Annotated in this window: 16 protein-coding genes; 3 read left to right on the plus strand and 13 right to left on the minus strand. The window is 49.4% G+C overall.

Annotated features, from left to right (window positions below):
• Window positions 1-4 precede the first annotated feature (4 nt).
• Complete coding sequence (locus O59_RS12725) at window positions 5-1510, plus strand: methyl-accepting chemotaxis protein (RefSeq protein WP_007643325.1); 1506 nt, start codon at window positions 5-7, stop codon at window positions 1508-1510.
• Between the two features lie 57 nt (window positions 1511-1567).
• On the opposite strand, the gene O59_RS12730 is transcribed toward O59_RS12725, so the two are convergent.
• The 13 genes from O59_RS12730 to ppc all read right to left on the minus strand — a co-directional run bounded on the left by O59_RS12730 (window position 1568) and on the right by ppc (window position 18351).
• Window positions 1568-3295 (minus strand): phosphate ABC transporter substrate-binding/OmpA family protein, encoded by a 1728-nt coding sequence (locus O59_RS12730; protein WP_007643326.1) that lies wholly within the window; start codon window positions 3293-3295, stop codon window positions 1568-1570.
• Between the two features lie 149 nt (window positions 3296-3444).
• A complete protein-coding gene (locus O59_RS12735) occupies window positions 3445-4668 on the minus strand; it encodes an EAL domain-containing protein (RefSeq protein ID WP_007643327.1) in 1224 nt (407 codons plus the stop codon).
• Window positions 4665-5708 carry a chemotaxis response regulator protein-glutamate methylesterase gene (locus tag O59_RS12740; protein ID WP_007643330.1) on the minus strand — a complete coding sequence of 348 codons (1044 nt, stop codon included), beginning with the start codon at window positions 5706-5708 and terminating at the stop codon, window positions 4665-4667. The genes O59_RS12735 and O59_RS12740 overlap by 4 nt, the downstream gene beginning before the upstream one ends.
• A 95-nt stretch (window positions 5709-5803) precedes the next feature.
• Window positions 5804-6304, minus strand: coding sequence for a chemotaxis protein CheD (locus O59_RS12745; RefSeq protein ID WP_007643332.1), 501 nt, complete (start codon window positions 6302-6304; stop codon window positions 5804-5806).
• A 4-nt stretch (window positions 6305-6308) separates the two neighbouring features.
• Window positions 6309-7130 (minus strand): protein-glutamate O-methyltransferase CheR, encoded by an 822-nt coding sequence (locus O59_RS12750; protein WP_007643334.1) that lies wholly within the window; start codon window positions 7128-7130, stop codon window positions 6309-6311.
• Between the two features lie 18 nt (window positions 7131-7148).
• Window positions 7149-8783 carry a methyl-accepting chemotaxis protein gene (locus O59_RS12755; protein ID WP_232283084.1) on the minus strand — a complete coding sequence of 545 codons (1635 nt, stop codon included), beginning with the start codon at window positions 8781-8783 and terminating at the stop codon, window positions 7149-7151.
• A gap of 90 nt (window positions 8784-8873) precedes the next feature.
• On the minus strand, window positions 8874-10532 hold the full coding sequence (locus tag O59_RS12760; RefSeq protein ID WP_007643338.1) for a methyl-accepting chemotaxis protein: 1659 nt from the start codon (window positions 10530-10532) through the stop codon (window positions 8874-8876).
• A 26-nt stretch (window positions 10533-10558) separates the two neighbouring features.
• Complete coding sequence (locus O59_RS12765) at window positions 10559-11068, minus strand: chemotaxis protein CheW (protein ID WP_007643340.1); 510 nt, start codon at window positions 11066-11068, stop codon at window positions 10559-10561.
• Between the two features lie 2 nt (window positions 11069-11070).
• Window positions 11071-13272, minus strand: coding sequence for a chemotaxis protein CheA (locus O59_RS12770; protein WP_007643342.1), 2202 nt, complete (start codon window positions 13270-13272; stop codon window positions 11071-11073).
• 11 nt (window positions 13273-13283) lie between these two features.
• The gene (locus O59_RS12775; RefSeq protein WP_007643344.1) at window positions 13284-13589 is read right to left on the minus strand and encodes a lipid asymmetry maintenance protein MlaB; all 306 of its coding nucleotides are present in this window, start codon (window positions 13587-13589) and stop codon (window positions 13284-13286) included.
• A gap of 182 nt (window positions 13590-13771) precedes the next feature.
• Window positions 13772-14134, minus strand: coding sequence for a response regulator (locus tag O59_RS12780; protein ID WP_007643347.1), 363 nt, complete (start codon window positions 14132-14134; stop codon window positions 13772-13774).
• A gap of 10 nt (window positions 14135-14144) precedes the next feature.
• Window positions 14145-15389 carry a methyl-accepting chemotaxis protein gene (locus O59_RS22245; RefSeq protein ID WP_007643349.1) on the minus strand — a complete coding sequence of 415 codons (1245 nt, stop codon included), beginning with the start codon at window positions 15387-15389 and terminating at the stop codon, window positions 14145-14147.
• Between the two features lie 346 nt (window positions 15390-15735).
• Window positions 15736-18351 carry a phosphoenolpyruvate carboxylase gene (gene ppc / locus O59_RS12790; RefSeq protein WP_007643355.1) on the minus strand — a complete coding sequence of 872 codons (2616 nt, stop codon included), beginning with the start codon at window positions 18349-18351 and terminating at the stop codon, window positions 15736-15738.
• Window positions 18352-19072: 721 nt separating this feature from the next.
• Between ppc and O59_RS12795 the strand changes: the two genes are divergently transcribed.
• Together O59_RS12795 and O59_RS12800 are read left to right on the plus strand one after the other, a co-directional pair.
• Window positions 19073-21046, plus strand: coding sequence for a TonB-dependent siderophore receptor (locus tag O59_RS12795; protein WP_050977061.1), 1974 nt, complete (start codon window positions 19073-19075; stop codon window positions 21044-21046).
• Window positions 21034-21597: a YfiR family protein gene (locus tag O59_RS12800; RefSeq protein ID WP_007643357.1), complete on the plus strand. Its 564-nt coding sequence runs from the start codon at window positions 21034-21036 to the stop codon at window positions 21595-21597. The genes O59_RS12795 and O59_RS12800 overlap by 13 nt, the downstream gene beginning before the upstream one ends.
• The last annotated feature ends 4 nt before the right edge of the window (window positions 21598-21601 follow it).

Raw genomic sequence — 21601 nt, forward strand, 5'->3', positions numbered from 1 at the left:
TCTAATGTTCAAAACAATAAACGTAGCACTGCGATTAAGCTTATTAGCCAGCACCTTAATTGTCTTAATGACCATCATTGGTTATCTAGGCATTAAAGGTATGGGCGCTGCCTATGATGGTATGCGCAGTGTTTACCTTGATCGGGTAATTCCGTTAAAAAATCTTAAACTCATTGCTGATATGTATGCGGTAAATATCGTGGATGTTGCGCACAAAGTGCGCAACGGCGGGATGAACTGGCAACGCGGTAGCGAGAGTGTTCAGCAGGCGCAGACCGTTATTCGCGAGCAATGGCAAGCATATCTCGCCACCGAGTTGGTGACAGCAGAAACACAATTGGTAAGTGAACTGACGCCGCTCTTAGGCGAAGCAGACAGAGCCACTGCAACACTATTGGAAATATTTGCTGCGCAAGATGCAACCCGTCTCGATCAGTTTGTGCTACACAAACTCTACCCTAGCATTGAACCCGTCTCCGAGCGTTTCAACCAATTGGTAGATGTGCAACTCAGTGTTGCTGCGCAAGCCTATGAAACCACCAAAAATAATTATGAAAAAACTTTTCTGTTTAATATCGGGCTAATTCTTTTCAGCATCGTCATCAGTATTATTCTCGGGTTATTGATTACCCGCAGCTTGATTCAACAATTGGGCGGCGAACCTGATTACACCGCTGCCATTATTGATCGCATCGCACAGGGAGATCTGTCGGTCGATGTGAAACTAAAACCGCGCGACGAGCACAGCATTCTGTTTGCCGTCTGGCAAATGGTGAATAAATTATCGAGCATTATTGGCGATGTACGCTCCACCGCCGATTCGCTCTCCTCCGCGTCTGAAGAGCTGAGTGCAACAGCGCAATCACTCAGCCAGGCATCCACCGAGCAAGCGGCTAGCATTGAGGAGACCAGCGCTTCTATGGAGGAAATAAGTGCATCCATTGAACAAAACAGTCACAACGCCAAAGTCACTGACAGCATCGCCAGCAATAGCGCCAAAGAAGCACAACAAGGTGGCTCGGCGGTAATTAATACCGTAAGTGCGATGCGCGAAATTGCGCAAAAAATTAGTGTGATTGATGACATCGCCTACCAGACCAATTTGCTGGCGTTAAATGCGGCGATTGAAGCGGGGCGTGCCGGTGAACATGGGCGCGGTTTTGCAGTAGTAGCAAGTGAGGTGCGCAAACTCGCCGCACGCAGTCAAACCGCAGCTAAAGAAATTGGCGAATTAGCAGGTCACTCGGTAGATCTGGCGGAAAGCGCGGGGCAATTGCTCGATCAGATAGTGCCCGCGATTCAAAAAACAGCAGATCTGGTGCAAGAAATCTCTGCAGCCAGCACTGAGCAAAATCTGGGAGCGGGTCAGATTACCCAGGCAATTACGCAAATCAGTATTGCTACCCAACAAAACTCTTCCTCTGCCGAAGAGCTTTATTCCACCGCGGAAGAACTTACGGGACAAGCACTACAGCTGCAACAAATGATGGCATTTTTTAAAATTAAATAATCAAGTTTCCCCTAACCCCTCTCTGTAAAAAGAGAGGTTAGGAGGGATTTGCTCTCCCTACAAAATCCACACTTCCACCCGGCGATTCATGCGCCTTCCCTCTTCCGTTTTACTGCTTGCCAGCGGCGCCTCATCGCCCATACCGCGCGCCACCAGTGGATAAATCCCGCGCGCAATCAATTGCTGCTCCACCACCTTGGCGCGGCGTAACGACAATTCGCGATTCTCTTCACTCGCGCCCTCGTCATCAGTAAAACCAAACAACTGTACGCGCTTGGGGGAATTAGCTTCCATGTATTTCACTAGCCGCTGTAAATCGCTGATGGACTTGGTATCCAACTCATCACTGCCATCTTTAAAACGAAAGTTGATTGATAATCTCTGCGAACGATTGGTGAGCTGACGCATTTCTTCGGGGTAAAAATTATTATTAAAGGGTTGACCGGTTTTAATATTTTGCGAAACCAGACCTATATCCTCTACGATACTCTGCCCGCGTTCTGTTGCACTGAAACGAACAAACTCTTCCGCCTCACTGTTGGTGCTCTTTTGCGGTAAATAAAAATACAGGCGGCGCGCGAGAGGATAATCCTCAGTGCTGACGGTGAAATGGGTTGGTACTATCGCCTTGGAACTTTTGGTGGAAGAGATTGCCAATAATTTTGCGCGACGCACATAAGGTAAACCGATAAACCCTATAGCCCCTTCATCTTTTGCCACCGCGTCTGACAGCTCGGTACTGGATTCAAAGCGCTTGGCCGTTAACGAAATGCTCGCACTGGATGGTTCCAGTACCATGCTTTTAAACGAATCCCAAGTGCCGGAATTTTCATCGCGAGCGTAAAGGTTAATAGGGCGATCAGCACCGCCCAAGGCTGACCAATTAGTAATTTCACCGGAAAATATTTTCACCAATTGCGGGATGGACAAACTACCCAGTGAATTACTGCTATTCACAATTATTGCTAAACCATCCAAACCAATAATATGTTCCGCGCCAGGCTCGGTAAGATCGCCTTGTTTGCTGAGCAATAATTCGCGCTCCTGCTCTTTTACCCGCCGCGATGACATGCCTAATTCCGCTTGGCCGCTAAGCAAATCAGCAAATGCAGTGCTGGAGCCATGCGCATGAATTTCTACAAATTCAACGCGCCCGTTAATTTCGGCACTAACAGCTTTTTCCACCGGTGTTTTGCCCTGCTCTGTTTTAATATTGGTGCCGCCACGGGCCATTAAATAGGACTCTACCAACCGCGGCGCCAACTTTTCGCCCACCGTATTGGAACCATGAACGCGAAATAGTGGAGTGGTTGCCCGCGTGAGCACTCCATTAGCCGTCGCAGCAGTTTGTGTTAAAGAGCTGGCGGGTTTGATGCGGGTTTCACTAATCGCCTGAATCACAAATACTTCGCCGGCATCCAGCGGTAAAAATGAGCGCAGTAAATAACCGCCCAGAACCAACAGGAGTGAACAGGTAATTGCCGTCAGGCGTGTGAGACGAATACCTTTTTTGGTTTTTTTGGCAGGTTTGAATTGTTCACCAGTATGGGAGGCGGAGGTGATGGAATCCTCCAGTTGGCGCACTTCCCACACCAGCGAGGTGAGTTCATCGTCGTTCGCGGTGAGCGCCTTTTCCAGCAACTCACTGCGGTACTCTTCATCCTTTAATACCATATTGAGCGGAATATGCATTTTTAAATGCACTTCACACAGCCGCTTCAAATTCCATAATTTATCGACCAGAGCGACGTTGTAATGAATATGTTTATGGGATTTGGGGGACATGGCGCTTCTCTAACAATTACGGAAGCGCGCACTATAGAAATGTCAGATGACAAGTAGATGACAATCCAAATAACAATTCAATTGGCAATCTGAATGAAAGTCCAAATGAAAGCACAGTTGAAACTCCGCAGGAATTCAACGCCGGTTTATTATTTTGACTCGTGTTGACGACGCAATTGTGTCAAACCGGTTTTAATCCACTTGAGCAAATCGTCGGCATAGAGTGGTTTGGAAAAATAAAAACCCTGTACTAAATCCACACCAAGTTCGACAATAATCTGAAAATCCTCTTGTGTTTCCACCCCCTCTGCCACAGTCGTGAGGTTGAGGTTTTTGGCCAGTTCCACGGTGCTGGAAAAAATGGTTTTCTGCTGTGGTCGCGCCGCAGCGCGATGCACTAAAGAGCGATCAATTTTTAATTCTGTCGCCGGTACCCGCGATAATTGTTGGGCGTTGGCAAAGCCGGTACCGTAATCATCAATCGCGATATGGAAACCTTTCAAGCGCAGCCGTGCGAGAGTGCGAATTGCACTGGCTAATTCCCCCAGCAATGCATTCTCGGTGATTTCAAAAGTCACTTCATTAAACGGCACTTCGTATTCATCGGCCATGGCACAGAGCCAATCCACAATATCGATATCAGCCAGCGACAAGGGTGATAAATTAAATGCGAGATTAAAACGCAAACCATATTGCTGCCAGGTGCGTTTATGTTTAAATGCCTGCTCCAATAAATTGCGGGTCAGCGGGTCAATTAACCCATGGCGTTCCGCGAGCGGAATAAATACCCCCGGCGAGATCATGCCTTTTGTTGGGTGACGCCAGCGCGCCAGCGCCTCTACACCGCGCAACAACAAGCCCTGCACCGTTAATTTGGGCTGAAACGCCAACGTCATTTCACCGTTGGTTAGAGCAGCACTCAATTCAACAGCTGTCACTTCTTGTTCGACATGATGCACTTGTTGCTGCGCCAGTTTCGCGTCGTGAATAAAGCGCAACAGGCTGCACTCCAGAGCATCGGGTAACAGCGGTTTTTGAAAAGTGCCCAATACATGCAAGCCATCGGCTTCCGCCATGGTACCAACACTGGAAATTAAAATCGGATCTTTGGCACTGAGAATAATCACACTGGTCGTTAATTTTTTTTGCGCGATGGAGCGAATTAATTCCACACCATCCATCACCGGCATCTCCAAATCAACCAGCACCACGTCGATCTTCCGGGCCTCCAACGCTTGCAGTGCATCCGCACCATTGGTGGCGCCATGCAAATCAGTAACACCCAAATCACGGCATAAATCCTGTGCGTACTGACGCTGCGTAATGCTGTCGTCAGTAACCAACACACTCAATTCCTGAATAGTGGATTTCACACTCTACCTCCCAACACTGCAGGAATTTGTGCGAGCGACATAACCTCTTTCGCTGCCCCAAGATTAATCGCCTCTTTAGGCATTCCGAATACGACGCAGGAAGCTTCATCCTGTGCGATTGTACGGCAGCCCGCCTGCCGCATTTCCAGTAACCCGCGCGCACCGTCATCCCCCATACCGGTGAGAATAATGCCCATGGCATTGCGCCCCGCTGCGCGTGCTGCCGAACGAAACAATACATCCACCGAGGGACAATGGCGGTTCACACTCGGGCCGCGAAATACTTTTGCAATATATTGGGCGCCGGAGCGCTGCACTTCCAAATGGTGACCTCCGGGCGCGATAAGCACACGCCCCGGAATTAAGCGGTCTCCGGACTCTGCCTCTTTAATATCTACCTCGCATAAACCGTCCAACCGTTTGGCAAAAGCGGCGGTGAATTTTTCCGGCATGTGTTGCACCACGGCAATGCCGGGGCAAGTGCGGGGAATTTTGGCAAGAATTTGTTCCAGCGCCTGAGTGCCGCCGGTGGAAGTACCTATGACAATAATACTGTCAGTAGTGGCAGTCATCGCCACCAAATCCACCGCTGGAGAAGCAGCCAGGGGTTTGGACGGTGCACTGCTTCCGCGCCGCGCCACATGGGCTCCCGCGGCACCACGCACGGTTTGCCAGAGTAGATTTTTAGCATCCAGTAAAAAATCTTTCACGCCCAGTTGCGGTTTGGTAATGATGTCAATGGCGCCCGCAGAGAGCGCCTGCAAAGACAGCTCCGCACCTTTTTCAGCAAGCGAGGAACAGATAATGACGGGGGTTGGCTGCTCACTCATAATGCGCCGCAAGAACGTCAGGCCATCCATGCGTGGCATTTCTATATCGAGCACAATCACATCGGGCCATTTTTTTTGCATTTGCTGCTGCGCAAAAATCGGATCTGACGCGGTGGCATAGACATTAATATCCGGCGCCTCATTGAGCACTGCCGTCAATACCTGACGCACCACAGCCGAATCATCGACGACCAACACATCAATAGTCATAGCAAGTTAATATTCCACAGCAGTGAGAAGGCAAGCCGAAACGCATCATTTGATTGCTCACTAAGTATTGTCGATAGCGACCTGATTACAAGATTTCAGCCGTTATTCATTTCGTAGTGTTTTACATGAATTTCGCCCGTTGCGATTACCAAGGTTAGCGAGCGGGATATAGCACCACCTACATCCACCCTGTAAGGTTGTAAACGTTCTTTTACCAGCCATTGACGCGCGTAGGCAATATTGTCAAAACCAATCGAGGTGGTGCCGCTGTAGGAAAACATATCGCCGCCACCAAATACCGCAATATGAAATTCCTTTAGCTCCCCATAGCGTAACATCGCGGCTTTCATCGCCCCCAGGGCGTTATCGGCATAGCGGCCATCCGAAAGGGCGCGCAGTTGATTTTCAGGGATGATGCGGTCATAGGGTGATGCAGGCAATAAATAATGGCAGAGCCCACCAATTTTTAATTCCGGGTGCCAGGCGGTAAGAGCCACGCAGGAACCCAACAAGGTGTGCAAGCGCGCATAGTCCGCGCCAAAATACCACTCCCCCGGATGGATCGAATACAACTCCTGGCTCTGCGGAATAGTCATAGGCTCACCGCGCCGACAAACGATAAATAGCGGGTTTTACCGGTATAAAACGCGAGCTGATTCCATGCAAGCTTTCAGAGTGCCCCACAAACAAAATCCCATTGGGTTTTAAGGTGGATGCAATACGCTCCAATATTTTGGTTTTATTTTCATTCTCAAAATAGATCAACACGTTGCGCAGGAATACCAAATCAAACTGGCCCAGATCCGGAAAATCTTCATGCAGGTTCAGCGTGAAAAATTGCACTGCCTGACGCAGCTCCGCGTTCACCCGTGTATTCCCCTCCTGTGAGCCAACGCCTTTGCGGCAGAAACGGCGTAAATAGTCGGGGGGGATATTTTTAATACGCATCTCGGGGTAAATACCCACTTTTGCCTGTTCAATCACTTTGCGGTTCACATCCGAGCAGAGCAACTCCCAAGTAGTCGGGCAGCGATCAGTAAGCAGCATAGCAATACTATAAGGCTCTTCCCCCGTGGACGCCGCCGCGCTCCATACACGAAAATTACTGCCAGCTTTTACACCCGGTAAAATGTCATCGCGCAAATAATCAAAATGTTTCTGCTCGCGAAAAAAATAAGTCTCGTTGGTAGTAATCAATTCAAGGGCGAGATTCAACTCACCCTTGCCCTGCGGGCTTTGAATATAACGATAATATTCATCAAAACCTTTGATGTCACAGGCAATCAAGCGTTTCCACAGGCGATTACTTAACAGTGCTTTTTTTTGCGGCGGCAAAAAAATTCCCAATTTGTTTTCAATCAACTGCTGAAACAATTGAAATTCGCGATCAGTCGGAATCACACTCGACATATCAGTTGTCATAACACAGCACTCAGGCAATTAGGTGTAGCGAACAAAATCCTTATCAAGTTCATCATCACTTAGTGTTTTATTCGGTGCGGACTTGCGTGGTTTTACTGCTGGTTGGCTGGGTGCCGGCTGCGGGCGAAAATGGCGCTGGCTATTTCTATGGTTATCCGCATTACTCAAGGTGAAATAGCTAACCGATTCTTGCAGGCGCATAGCTTGTGAACTGAGTTCCTCCGAGGTTGAACTTAATTCCTCAGCCGCCGCCGCATTTTGCTGCATGGTTTGGCTGACTTGCCCAATCGCCGCATTAATTTGATTGACACCCGCCGATTGTTCAGTAGATGCCGCTGCAATTTCCTGCACCAGATCTGCGGTTTTGCGAATACTCGGCACCATATCTTGCAAGAGCTTACCGGCAGTATCGGCTTTATTAACCGTTTCGCCCGCGAGTGAGCCAATTTCCTGCGCCGCCACCTGGCTGCGCTCCGCCAATTTACGCACTTCCGACGCAACTACCGCAAAACCGCGCCCATGTTCACCGGCACGCCCCGCTTCAATCGCCGCATTGAGCGCCAACAAATTCGTTTGATAAGCGATGTCATCAATCACACTGATCCGCTCTGCAATTTTGCGCATTGCATCAACAGTACTGGACACTGCTGCACCGCCCGTTGCAGCATCCGCCGCTGCCTTTTGTGCCATGCCATCGGTCACACTGGCATTTTCATTATTTTGGATAATAGACGCTGACATTTCCTCCATAGAAGCAGAGGTTTCTTCCACACTGGCTGCTTGCACTGAAGCGCCTTTTGCCAAAGATTGTGCGGTTGCATTCACCTCTTCCGAGGCGGAGGCCAATGCATCGGCCGAGCTGCGCACTTCACTCAATACTTGTGACAAGGTGTTGGACATTTCACGAATCGCCGCGAGCATACTGGTGCTATCGCCTGGTTTAACATTGATTTGTTGGGTGAGATCGCCACTGGAAATACGTGCAACAACTGCAGCCGCGTAGTGTGGCTCACCGCCGAGCTGACGCAACAAACTGCGTGTAATAAAAAAGCCAATCAGTGCAATTGCTACCAAAGTGATGACGGCAATAACAATCGAAAACACTCGCGCATCACCCATAGTTTCCAAAGCAGTATTTTTAGCACTTTTCGCAATTTCTTGATTGTGTAACGCCTGGTTATCCACTGCAACGGAGGCAGCCAGAGCATCGTCTTTAGCAACCTCTACCAAATCGCGTGCGAGATCAAACTGATTGTTTTTTGATGCTGCTAAAATTGGTGGAATGTGCGTCAAATAAATATCAAAACGTTTTATCCCCTCAGCAAGTAATTCACGATCTTTATCATCTGAAATTGCAGATTCATAATCCTTAAAACCTGCCTTCACTGCCGCAATCGCTTTATTGATATCCTCTTCCAACTTGGGGATCTCAGCTGGTTTGGTATTCAGGATAAAACGATTTAAACGGATTCTTACCCGATAAACATTGTTCTGGATATTCGCTAGCAGAATCAAACTCGGCACAACATTTTCATTGGTATAGTTAGTTTGATTAAATACCGAATTCATCTGCACCTGGGATGAGCCTGCGAGGATAATAATACCCAGCAACGCAGTGACAACCAGCAGCAACATTTTTTTGGCGACGGTCATTTTTGACTCCATTAAGTCCATTAATTACAACACTGTAAATTTGCTATTTCAGCCGTTTAAATTGGCTATTTACCTGAAACTTCTATTGGTTTAATTAAAGCGTACAAAATTTTTATCTACATCATCCGCCCCTGCAGCAAGATTTTTTTTATTCCGGCCAGAGTTGTTACCGCTACGCACTGGTATTTCAACACGTGCTGCGCGCGTGTTGGCGTCGGCATGTAACTTGAAATAAGTCATGGATTCCTGCAATCGAATAGCTTGGGAACTCATTTCTTCCGATGTTGAACTCAACTCCTCTGAGGCCGCTGCGTTTTGTTGCAAGGTTTGACTCACCTGCCCTATAGCACCGTTGATTTGTGCAACACCGGTGTTTTGCTCAGCAGAGGCAGCGGCAATTTCCTGCACCAAGTCGGCGGTTTTGCGAATCGCTGGCACCATTTGATTCAGCATAGTGCCCGCGTTTTCCGCACGTTTTACGGTATCTAAAGCCAGTGCACCAATCTCTTGTGCGGCAACCTGACTACGCTCCGCGAGTTTGCGCACTTCCGATGCGACTACCGCAAAACCGCGCCCGTGCTCACCGGCGCGTCCCGCTTCAATCGCTGCGTTCAAGGCCAACAAATTCGTTTGGTAGGCGATGTCGTCAATCACGCCGATGCGCTCTGCAATTTTTTGCATTGCCTGCACAGTATTCATTACTGCTTCGCCGCCCGATGCCGCATCGCGCGCGGCACTTTGCGCCATACCGTCGGTAATTTTTGCGTTTTCCGTATTTTGTGCGATGGACGCCGACATTTGCTCCATGGACGCAGAGGTTTCTTCCACACTCGCCGCCTGCACCGAGGCGCCTTTCGCGAGGGATTGCGCCGTCGCATTAACCTCTTCAGAGGCAGAGGAAAGTGCGTCCGCCGAACTGCGAACTTCGCTAATAATCTCTGCCAATTGTTTGCGCATATTTGCGACACTGGCCAGCAGGGATGTTTGGTCGCCCGGCTTTAAGGTTATATCCAAATCCAAATAACCTTCGGCAACTTGCGACACAATGCCAGCGGTATAGGCAGGCTCACCACCCAAGGTGCGGAACATATCGCGAAAAATAAAGGTCATCACTGCAATAATAATTACTGACGCAAGCACGCAAATGAGCGCGAGCAAATTGACGGTCGCGCGGTAAACCTCTCCGGTTTTTTGATCTGACTCAACGAGGTACTTGGAAAAGCCCGCCGAGGTGGCCGCCGATAACTCCTCCATTTGACGGCTGGTTTCACGATCCATACCACTCACTAATTTATCTACCACTTTTCCAGCTTCAGCATTTTCCTGATCAAATTTCTCCAGAGCAGCGCGATAATTTTTTCCCAACTGGCTGTGCTCAAGCACCAGCGCTTCTGCACTTTCCGTCGACACACCCTCTTCTTTTTGCAGCGCAATTGCGGTTTTAAGCTGTTCCTGCACCACCGTTTCTGCTTTGGCAAAACCATCCACATAGCGCATAAACTGATCGGGATTGTTGCCGCGAATTAAAATATTTTTCCATTCTTGTACCTGGGTTTTAAAACTGATAGCTGCCGCTTCAATTGCCGCTAAAATATCCGCGCGCCGCTGCACATGCACCGCCGTCTCATCCACAATTGCATTGAACTGCCGCAACTGCATATAAGCAGAGAGGCCCAAGGTGCTCAGACCGAGTACGATGAGGGCGCTGAGCAGTAAAATTTTAAATTTCAAGCTGAGATTGTTTAGCATATTAATCGCCTTAAATAGCAATGAACTTACTGCAGCTGCGCCTCAACCAAATGCGCCAGCTCACGAATGGAAAGCGCACTATTTGCATCCAGCAGCACAATAAATTCATCGTCACGTTTGGCGATTCCCTGAATAAAATCAGCACGAATATTGGCACCAAATGATGGGGCGTCCTCGATGTTTTCGTCGTCCATTTCAATCACTTCACTGACCGCATCGGCCAGCAAACCCAGCACATGGTTCTGGTCATTATTTTCCAGCTCCACCACAATAATGCAGGTGCGTTTTTGCACTTCAATCGGTTTGCGGCCCAAACGCACCGCCAAATCAATTACCGGCACCACTTCACCGCGCAGATTAATTACACCGCGCAAAAAATTGGGCATAAGTGGCACTTCGGTAATACCGCTGTATTCAATAATTTCCCGGGTTTGCGATAACTCCAAACCGTAGTGTTCATGGCCAATATTGAAGGTGAGATATTGTTTAATCACTTCCGGCGCCTGATTTTTTTTTGCTTTACCTGGCTGATTCATAGCTATTGCTCCTGCGCGGTTAGAGGAAGCGCGCTAGTACGTAAATGTTCCCGATTAATGGCGTAGCTGATGAGTTGTTGAATATCCAAAATCAGCGCCACGGCGCCAGTTCCCAACAGACTCGAACCACCAATACCTTTTAATGCTTGAAAGATGGGCCCCATGGGTTTCACCACAGTTTGAATTTCACCGTGCAGCTCATCCACAACTATGCCTGCACGTTTTTCACCAAACTGCACCACTACAATTTTTTCGCGCTCTGCACCTGAACCTTGCAGTGAAAATATTTCGCGCAAGCGAATATAAGGTACTTGTTCTCCGCGCAGGTTGACGCAATTTTGGCCATGGGAGTGATTGAGTGAATTTAAATCCACACATTCGAGAATGGCGTTTTGCGGCACAATAAAATCGATGGTGCCCGCCACTACATGGAAGCCATCAATAATTGCAAGCGTAAGCGGCAAGCGAATATTCAGGCTAGTGCCAACGCCCATTTCACTTTCAATTTCAACGCCACCTTGCAGCTCTTCAATGTTGCGTTTCACCACATCCATCCCCACACCGCGACCGGAAAGATTGGTCACTTGTTCGGCTGTGGACAAACCAGGATGAAAAATTAATTGAAACAATTCCTGGCGACTTAAATGAACGCTTTCATCCAGAATGCCGTTGGCGATTGCTTTTTTGCGAATTTTTTCCACATCCAATCCACCACCATCATCGTGAATACCAATCACGATATGACCCGCATCGTGGCAAGCGGTGAGTTTAATAGTGCCTTGCGCCGGTTTACCGCGCGCTTCACGCACCGCAATGGATTCAATACCGTGATCCATGGCGTTGCGCACAATGTGCATGAGTGGATCATTCAGTTTTTCCACCATGGAGCGATCCAATTCGGTTTCCGCGCCCTCAATTTCCAATTCAATTTCTTTGTTCAAGGACTTGGCGGTATCGCGCACTACGCGTTTAAATTTTTGGAAAGTATCACCTACCGGTACCATACGCAGGGTTAATGCCGCATCGCGAATGGCTTCAGTAAAATTACCCATGGAGGTGACAGCCTCCACCAATGTGGGGTTGCCCATTTTGGAGGCAAGTAAATCAATACGTTGGCGATTAATGACCAATTCGCCAATTAAATTAATCAGCGTATCCAGTCGTTCGGCGTCCACCCGAATAAAACGATTTTCCGGGTTGGTTTTTCGCTCGCTGTTTTTCTTTTGTTTATCCAGTGCGGCACTGACAATTTCCGGCGCTACAGCCTCACCTTCAATCAGAATATCGCCGAGCATGCTCACAGCACTTTGGCTTTTGGCTTGCTGCTTTTGCATGGTCAATGCAGCGTCCAATTCCTGATAACTGATGGCGTGGCTTTTCACCAGAATTTCGCCCAAACGTTTGCTATCTTCCGGCAGGGATTTAATTAAATTTACGTAGGCATCAATGTTGCTGCGCGGCGGAATAATGGTTAGTTCGGAGTCATCGCGCACAAACATAAATGCGTCTTCAATTTGTTGCTGACTTGCAGAACTCATTAACGCGATTTCAAAACCGAGGTAGAGTTGTTCGGGATCATAATGTTCGTAATCCGGCAAGTGATCGGTAATGGTAGTGATGTGGGTAATATCACCGAGGCTGGCGAGAAAACGCATAATGGACAATGGGTCCATGCCGTTGCGCAATAAATCCGGCCCAAAGCGCACCGATATATGCCAGCACTCCCGCTCGCTTTCACTCACTAGCGATTTAATATAATCCGCTTGCATGGCCGGTGTTGGGTCCGCCAGCGCTACACCCTTAACTGCTGTTTCATCCTCCAGCCAGGGTTGTAGCGAGCTTAATAGCGCCTGACCTTTAGCCAGGCACTCTTCATCATTACTGTGATCATGCATCGCATGTTCAATAAGCACCGCAATATGGTCGCGACATGGCAGCAGTATGCTGAGCAAATCACCGGTAACCAGAATTTTATTGTCGCGCGCGCGATCCAACACATTTTCTACTATGTGGGTAAAAGCCACTATGTCATTCAGCCCAAACAAACCCGCCGAACCTTTGATGGTATGTGCCGCGCGAAATATTTCGTTGATCGTTTCCGGATCAGTATCGCCCTCGTCCAGGCGCAGCAATGCTGCCTCCATGGAGTTGAGTAAATCCTCTGCTTCGGCAAAAAAAGTTTGTAAAGCCGCATCGAGATTCATAACAACTCCACTCAGGACTCAAGGGAAAAATGGGATGTGAGATCGAGCTTGGTTAATACCGCATCGACCATTTCATTGCTCTTTACGATAAATACCGTTTTATCCAGCTTTGCAAAAAAAACCTTGGCAAATAATAAGAGCTGTACACCTGCCGTATCTATTTCACTGACATTGTGCAAGTCGAACGCAATTTTATCGGTCAGGCGTTCATGATCAGCAAAGAGCTCTTCTTTGCTTTCAGTGACGTGATAAATAGTGAGGTCGCCCTCAAATGAAAGCGTAGTGGTGTCCTTAGTTTTTTTGCGTGTAATTTTCATCGTTATAATCCATCAAGGGTACATCGAATATATGCTCAACCAAGAAACTTCTGAATGATTCGTCATTCCTGCAAAAGCAGTGATCAAAGGTATAGATTGTTATGGATACCCACGTTCGCGGACATGACGATAAATATATTTTCCAGAACTATCCCAAATCATTCACACACAAATGACTACCGTTAAATCAACATAGAAACCGCCTGTAGCATTTGCTCCGGACGAAAAGGTTTTACTATCCAGGCTTTGGCTCCCGCCGCTTGGCCTTCGCGTTTTTTTTCGTCGGCACCTTCGGTGGTGAGCATAATCACCGGTGTAAATTTATAGGCCGGCTTTTGTTTCATTTCTTTTACAAAAGTGATGCCATCCATATTGGGCATATTCACATCGGAGATCACCAGATTAATTTTTTGTCCATCGAGTTTATTCAGCGCATCCTTGCCATCACTGGCCTCCACTACAGTGTAACCAGCCCCACGCAACGCAATCCCCACTACCTGACGCACACTGGCAGAATCATCAACCACTAAAATAACTTTGGACATTCACGGCTCCCTAAAAAAACGTAATTTCAGAATTGTTTGGACTTTTGGAATGACCGGCACCGCGATGTACATCAACCTGCTCCAAGGTGGTGTAGGTTTTTTGTACCGCGCGCAACCAGTCATTGATATCTATAGGCGCAACGGTTTCACCGTGGCGAATGCGCGTTTCCTGCTCAGAAATAGCGCCCACCAATTTCTCCATATCATCGGTCACGTGACTGAGAATTTGGCTAACGCGATCTTGAAATTGCAAATTGACCAGCACCTCTTCCACACTGGCCTGCACGGCAGAACTTTCATGTTCCAATGTCTGCGCCGAGTGCATAATGCTTTCACTCGACTGTTGGAATTGTTCAAGCACTTGAGTGATTGACGCCTCTGATTTACTCAGGCGGGAGTTATCCTCCGCCGCGTATTCGGTGGTGCGTTCCAGTGTGGTTTGCAATACCGAATTAACCTGCTCAATGCGGCGCCCGATACGTGCACCGGTTTCACCCGAGCGCGTGGAGAGCGTGCGCACTTCATCCGCAACTACCGCAAAACCGCGCCCGTATTCACCGGCACGCGCTGCTTCAATCGCCGCATTCAATGCCAACAAATTAGTTTGTGAGGCGATGCCCGCCACATCGGCACTCATGCCGCTAAGCTCTACGGTAATTTTGGATAGCCCGGAAATTTCACCCAGCAATTCATCGCGCTGATTAATAGCCTGGCGCAAGGTTTGGGTAATTTCGTTCAATTCAGCATTGGCAAAATGGATAACGCCCCCCAGACCTTTTTCACCACTCATGCTGTTCGCGGTGCTGGCAGAACTGGCCACTGCCGCCTGTAGCCGCTGATGAATATCAGAAAAACGCGTAACCAGCTCCGTAATGCTCGACTCTAATTGGTGGCGAGCCAAATCGGTTTGACGCTGCCAGAGCGGCAGCACTTCTTTGATTAGCTGCTGATAATTTTCCAATAATGGTTTGTAGTGTTGCGCGGTACCCAGCATGGCATTGGCCTGCTCCAAATCCGCGGTTAATTGACTCGCCTGTGCGGATAACTGATTAGCACTGTAAAAACCCACTGCCGCCGCTACCGCAATGGCCACCAGCGCAAGAAGCTTTAGCCAGCCGGCCGCACCAAAAAAAACCAGCAGTAACGCCACCAGAACTACCAACGCCAAGCTCGCCAATAAGGGCAGGCGCGATTGAACGGGGGATGAATGTGAGTAAGCACCAGAGTTGGCACCATAGGATTGGTTATTGCGCATCAGATGTGTCCGTCAATGTGAAGAGCGAATGCGACTTTAGGCAATAGTTATTGCCGCACTAACAACAGTCGGGTAGGTGTTTAAGGTATAGACCTCGTTCATTGAGGTGTCAAAAGCGTTGCTTGAGTGGAATTACTCTGGACAAGGCTTCTGAAATCAGCCAGTTGTATAACCAAGGCGACACAAGAGAGCGAAAAATTAATCGGTAAATTAATCAGAACGTTAAGCGAGAAATTACCAGGCATAAAAAAACGCCCAACTCTCACAGAGAATTGGGCGTTTGATTGGCAATTAAGGCAGGTCGACTTAAAACAGCTAACCCCTCAGTGGATTAACCAGGACAGCATCAACCCGTATTGCGCATACCGGCGGCAATACCGGCCATGGTCACTTTGAGCGCGCGTTCAAGGTCGGGGCTAATGGTCTCACTGCTGCGGTAACGCTTGAGCAACTCAGCTTGTAAATAGTTGAGCGGATCAACGTAGGGCTTACGCACTTCCAGCGACTGACGCAACATGGGTTCATCGGCAAGCAGTACATCTTGCTTCTTCATTTTGTTGATCAGGGTTTCCAAGGCTTTTAAATCGCCACGCAACTCTTCACCCAAACCGCGATATTCAACCGGCACCAATTGCTGTTCGTAATAGGTGCAGATGGGACCATCGGCTTTACCAATTACCATTTCCAGCAAGTCGAGGAAACTGGAAAAGAACGGCCAGTTGCTGATCATGTCTTCCAGCAATTGCGGATCATTTTGCAGTGCATATTCAAATGCCTGACGGGTACCCAACCAGGCAGGCAAGTTCAAACGCACTTGCGTCCAGGCAAATACCCAGGGGATCGCACGCAGGCTTTCTACGCCACCGGTGGATTTACGTTTGGCCGGGCGGCTGCCCAGCGCCAGCAAACTCAATTCCTGTTCGGGAGTGAGGTTGCGGAAGTAAGGCACAAAATCCTTATGGCCACGCACTACTGCGCGATAAGCCTCAAGGCTGGACTTGCCCATGCGCTCGATCAGGTCGCGCCATTCTTGCTTGGGCGCAGCGTTGGGCGACATAGTGGCACGCAAGGTTGCGGTCACGTAGGACGACAAGCTGCTGAAAGCCACACGCGGCAAGCCAAACTTGTAGCGGATCATCTCGCCCTGCTCAGTGACACGGATACGACCTTTTACTGAGCCGGGAGGTTGCGATGCCATCGCTTTCTCTACCGGGCCGCCACCGCGACCAACGGTACCGCCACGACCATGGAACAGCACCAGCGATACCGCGAATTTGTCGGCAAGGGCAACCAGTTTTTCCTGCGCCTTGTATTGCGCCCAGGTAGCGGCAAGCTTGCCCGCATCTTTGGCGGAATCGGAATAGCCGATCATTACGGTTTGCTGTTGCGCTGAATACTGTTGATACCACTCCAGATTCCACAAACGCTCCATCACAATCGGCGCGCGATCCAGGTCGTCCAAGGTCTCAAACAGTGGCACAACAGGCATATTCCAGGTCATGCCAGACTCTTTCAACAAGAGTGCTACGGCAAGCACGTCAGACGGCTGCTGCGCCATGGAAATTACATAATGGGAGAGGATTTCACGGGGTTCTTGCGCCACCACACGGCAGGTCGCGAGAACTTCAGCGGTGTCATCGCTCATTGGCCACGTAGCGGGCATCAATGGACGCTTGCTGGTTAGGGCTTCCAACAGGAAAGCTTGACGCTCCTCCTCTGACCAGGCGCGATAGTCGCCCAGCTCCAAATACTGCACCAGCTCATCAATCGCCTGCACATGGCGGTCGCCGTCCTGACGCACATCCAGCGGCACCAGGTTGATGCCAAAACAATGCACGCGGCGAATGGTATCAACTAGCGGGCCGTTAGCAATGTGCGGCAAGCCCACTTCATTTAAGGAGCGGAAGCAGAGCATCAAGGGCGCGAGCAAATCTTCACGGCTGGTGATCAAATCGGCGGGCGCTTCTACCGAGCGGCCTTGCAGGCGAGCTTCAGCCCACTCCAGCGTAGCCTGGATGCGCTGGCGCAAATCGTACATCGCATCGCGATAAGGAGTAGCGGTATCAGGGTAGATTGCGCGCAGCTCATCGCTCGCCTCACTCATACTCAAGTCGCCACCCAGACTGTAAATGTCGCGCGAATAAAGTTCAGCCGCCATCCAGCGGCCCAGCAACAATACTTCGCGGGTGATTTTGTGGGTTACATTGGGGTTGCCGTCGCGGTCGCCGCCCATCCATGAATAGAATTTGATGGGGCGAATATCTACCGGTAAATGACCGCCCAAATGACGCTGGGTCAGGCGATCGAGGTGGCGGATAAAATCCGGCACGGCTTGCCACAGGCTGTTTTCGATAACGGCAAAGCCCCATTTGGCTTCGTCCACCGCGGTTGGGCGGGTGGTGCGGATTTCATCGGTGGCCCAAATCTCTTCCACCAAACGATGCAGGCGGCCACGCAATTTGTCTTGTTCAAATACCAGCAAGCTGGGGTTCTGGCGATCCGCCAGGGTGTCCACAATCTGGTCATACTTGCGGATCAGGGTGCGGCGCGTCACTTCAGTAGGGTGCGCAGTGAGTACCAACTCGATACGCAGCTTATTAATAAGCTCGGTGAGGGCGTCTTTGCCTTGCGCAGCCGCCAACTCAATGATCAATGCCTGCAGTTTGTCTTCCGCCTCGGCTTCGGCGCTGGAGAAGTATTCCTGATCGGCGATATTAGCCAGGTTCAGAAACTGGTTAAACGCGCGCACGATGGGCAGGATGCTCTGGTCATCCAGGCTGCTTAACATAGCAACCAGCGGCGCAGAATCGCCATTTTCGGCTTTGTTAATTGCCTTACCTAACTTGCGAATTCCTTCAACTTTGGAAAACAGCTCTTCACCCTCGTGGGCGTGAATCGTTTCACCCAATAGCTCCCCTAGCAGGCGCACGTTTTCGCGCAGGGTTTCAGGTAGTTTTAACATGAGCACTTCTCCAACAATCGATAAGAGGAAGATAAACAGAGAATCAAACAGTGACGGGATTAACCATCGCCGGTCAGATTGTCAGCCAATGGGCGCAGCAAAAGGTATGAAAGCTGCGAAATCTGTGCCTAATTATAAAAAGACGCAGGGCTAAACACCGCGTGCCACAACGGCGGCCGCGCAGATTACAAAGACACCCTCATGGATGCAATAGCCAGCTGAAAAACGATTAGGGATGCGCTTAAAAAATGCGCATTATTTACGCGCAATCTGCCGCAAAAAACGCTAGGGGGACAGCAACCAAGCCTGAAGACCGGGCACACCCTGCCCCACAACGGATCACCCTTTCAATGAGGCAGCGGCAATACTGGTCAACTTGCCTGAATCCCAAGCCTAATGCCACAAAAAACACGCCGGCAGAGTACAAAATATCCACAACGAAGTATCCACAGAAGCTGTGAATAACTCTGTGTATAGCTCTTTAGCAAAAACCCCCGACCACTATATTTATTGGCTCAGGCCATAAAGCTCAATAGATGAGCACCATCAAAACAGATGTATACCCGTCAGCAAATGAAGCAACTGATAGTAAAAAGGGGCGCGAAGCACCCGTAGCTGGACTATTCTGATTCTTCCACAGCAGGAATAGTGGATACCAAGCCACCACCATCTTTAAATAGTACCCCTACTCTGTAGGAGAGCCTTAAAAGGAGTGAGCGCTATGCAAAGACCTGCGTTATTACAGCACCCCGGTTTGATCACCGCATGGAGCATGCTTCTTCTTAGCCAGTCCGCCCTCGCCAACGTCGATTACTTCGATCTCACCCCCGAACAGCTTTTGAGTGCCGAAGTGCTCAGCGTGTCCAAAAAGGCAGAATCCATCGCCACTGCTCCCGCTGCGGTTTATATCGTCACCAGTGAAGACATCCAGCGCTCTGGCGTTACCACCATCCCCGATGCGCTGCGAATGGTTCCCGGTATGCAGGTCGCGCGCGTGGACTCCAACAGCTGGGCCATCAGCATTCGAGGTTTCAATACGGTTTTTGCAAACAAACTGCTGGTGCTGATTGATGGCCGGACGGTCTATAACCCGGTGTTTGGCGGTGTCTTCTGGGAAACCCATGATTTGATGCTGGAGGATATTGAGCGGATTGAAGTGATTCGTGGTCCGGGGGGCACACTCTGGGGCGCAAACGCGGTGAATGGCGTGATCAATATTCGCACCAAACACACGCGCAATACCCAAGGCACTGTAGTCAGTGCGCTCTACGGCGACGAAGAGCAAGGCACCCTGAATGTTCGCCAGGGTGGAACCTTTGGCGATGCCGGAACATATCGGGTTTATGCCAAAGGATTTCAACGCGATGCCTCCCACAACCCTATGGGTGGCGACACCTATGATGAATGGGAGGGTTTCCGCACCGGGTTCCGCGCGGACTGGGGCGATGAATTTACCGTGCAGGGCGATGCCTACCGCACCAACGCTGAACAACTCCGCCGCCATTTTTCGTTTATTGCCCCTTTTGACCCCATAGAAGAACAAACCATTGTTTATGAGGGCGTCAACCTTCTCGGGCGCTGGACGGATAGCCGCGCAGATGGATCGCAATTCAGTATCCAAAGTTATGTGGATTGGGCGCAGCGCGATGAGCCAATTAATTTCATCGATAACCGAATTATTTATGACCTGGAGGCGCAATATAATTTTACGCCACTGGGTGCACATGAAGTGACTACCGGCGCAGGATTCCGCTTCCTCGCGGACGATCAGGAGGGCGATAACAACACCGCATTTTCGCCACAGAAACGTCGCAACAACCTTTATAGTGCGTTCATCCAGGACAAAATCACCCTAGCGCCCGACGCCTGGTTTTTAACGCTGGGGTCAAAGTTTGAACATAACGAATTTTCAGGCTACGAAGTACAGCCAAACATCCGCTTGCAATGGCACGCGAGCCAAACCCAAACCGTCTGGTCATCAATATCGCGCGCCGTACGCACCCCAACCCCGCTCGAAACTGACCTAACCAGCACACTGTTAAAAACGGCGACGGTAAGGGCGGCTTTTGTCCCCAATGATGATTTCAAATCAGAAAAATTAACCGCCTATGAGCTGGGATATCGCCAGCAACTTACATCGCTTTTGTCGATGGATCTTGCCGTTTTTTATAACGACTACGATTACTTGCAAACGGTAAGCATTCTGGCCCCTGTCCCGGTAATCAACGGCATTGATCCTCCGCATTTACTTGTTCCGGTCAAATTTACCAATGATATGACAGGAAAAACTGACGGTTTTGAAGCGGTGCTTAACTGGTCGGCAAATGAGGATTTAAAAATAGCCGTCAACTACAGTTTCCTTCATATCAACCTTGATGCACTGCTTCCCACACAAGAAGGCGGTGAAAGCCTTTACCCCAGACACCAGGCGGGTACAAAAATATTCTGGAATATTAACGATGATTGGACGCTGGATACCTCAGCCACTTATGTCGATAAATTACCGGCGGGCAATGTCGATAGCTATATACGCCTGGACATCAACCTGGGTGGGTACATCAGCAAAAACCTGCGCTTTAATCTGGTCGGACAAAACCTCACCGCCAGCCATCACCGCGAATTCGGCGCAGCAACCGATCTCAATGCCGGGGAGATTGAGCGCAGTATTTTTGGAAAGTTGACATGGCAATTTTAACGTTGGGCAAAAAAATGGGAGCGGTAATCAGTACAGGAATAATTCTGTGCTTGCTTCCCTTTTTTGTCTGCGCCGAAGAAAAAACCCTGCAATTATATGAACACAAAATCAAGGCCGGGCTGGTTTATAACCTGCTCAAATACACTACATGGTCAAAAGAATCACCCGCGCAAACAAGCGGGAAATTACAAATATGCCTGTTTGGGGAGGACCCTTTTGACGGCTACCTTTCCCCCCTTAAAGGGCGCACTGCGCAACAGGCACTCATTTCAATAACCCACATCAATAAAGTGGAAAACACCACCGGGTGCAGCGTGGTTATTATTCATCGCGATCAGGAAAAAAATCTCTCTGCATTGCTGCAATTTCTGCAGAATAAAAACGTGCTCACCATTAGTGATATCGCGCAATTCGCGCAGCGCGGCGGCATGGTGGAGATGAGCAAAGAAGACGAAAAAATTAATTTGTATATCAATAAAAACGCGGTAAATCACGCAGGGCTCAATATTCAGGAGCCTATGCTTAAACTAGCAAAAATAGTTGCCAGTTAAAAAA

Origin of the sequence: Cellvibrio sp. BR (genome assembly GCF_000263355.1) — a bacterium.
GTDB lineage: Bacteria > Pseudomonadota > Gammaproteobacteria > Pseudomonadales > Cellvibrionaceae > Cellvibrio.

Excerpts from the sequence above, each read along its gene's own strand:
- O59_RS12725 (WP_007643325.1), top strand. The coding sequence starts at position 5 with ATGTTCAAAACAATAAACGTAGCACTGCGATTAAGCTTATTAGCCAGC.
- O59_RS12730 (WP_007643326.1), bottom strand. The coding sequence starts at position 3,295 with ATGTCCCCCAAATCCCATAAACATATTCATTACAACGTCGCTCTGGTC.
- O59_RS12740 (WP_007643330.1), bottom strand. The coding sequence starts at position 5,708 with ATGACTATTGATGTGTTGGTCGTCGATGATTCGGCTGTGGTGCGTCAG.
- O59_RS12745 (WP_007643332.1), bottom strand. The coding sequence starts at position 6,304 with ATGACTATTCCGCAGAGCCAGGAGTTGTATTCGATCCATCCGGGGGAG.
- O59_RS12750 (WP_007643334.1), bottom strand. The coding sequence starts at position 7,130 with ATGACAACTGATATGTCGAGTGTGATTCCGACTGATCGCGAATTTCAA.
- O59_RS12755 (WP_232283084.1), bottom strand. The coding sequence starts at position 8,783 with ATGACCGTCGCCAAAAAAATGTTGCTGCTGGTTGTCACTGCGTTGCTG.
- O59_RS12760 (WP_007643338.1), bottom strand. The coding sequence starts at position 10,532 with ATGCTAAACAATCTCAGCTTGAAATTTAAAATTTTACTGCTCAGCGCC.
- O59_RS12765 (WP_007643340.1), bottom strand. The coding sequence starts at position 11,068 with ATGAATCAGCCAGGTAAAGCAAAAAAAAATCAGGCGCCGGAAGTGATT.
- O59_RS12770 (WP_007643342.1), bottom strand. The coding sequence starts at position 13,272 with ATGAATCTCGATGCGGCTTTACAAACTTTTTTTGCCGAAGCAGAGGAT.
- O59_RS12775 (WP_007643344.1), bottom strand. The coding sequence starts at position 13,589 with ATGAAAATTACACGCAAAAAAACTAAGGACACCACTACGCTTTCATTT.
- O59_RS12780 (WP_007643347.1), bottom strand. The coding sequence starts at position 14,134 with ATGTCCAAAGTTATTTTAGTGGTTGATGATTCTGCCAGTGTGCGTCAG.
- O59_RS22245 (WP_007643349.1), bottom strand. The coding sequence starts at position 15,389 with ATGCGCAATAACCAATCCTATGGTGCCAACTCTGGTGCTTACTCACAT.
- ppc (WP_007643355.1), bottom strand. The coding sequence starts at position 18,351 with ATGTTAAAACTACCTGAAACCCTGCGCGAAAACGTGCGCCTGCTAGGG.
- O59_RS12795 (WP_050977061.1), top strand. The coding sequence starts at position 19,073 with ATGCAAAGACCTGCGTTATTACAGCACCCCGGTTTGATCACCGCATGG.
- O59_RS12800 (WP_007643357.1), top strand. The coding sequence starts at position 21,034 with ATGGCAATTTTAACGTTGGGCAAAAAAATGGGAGCGGTAATCAGTACA.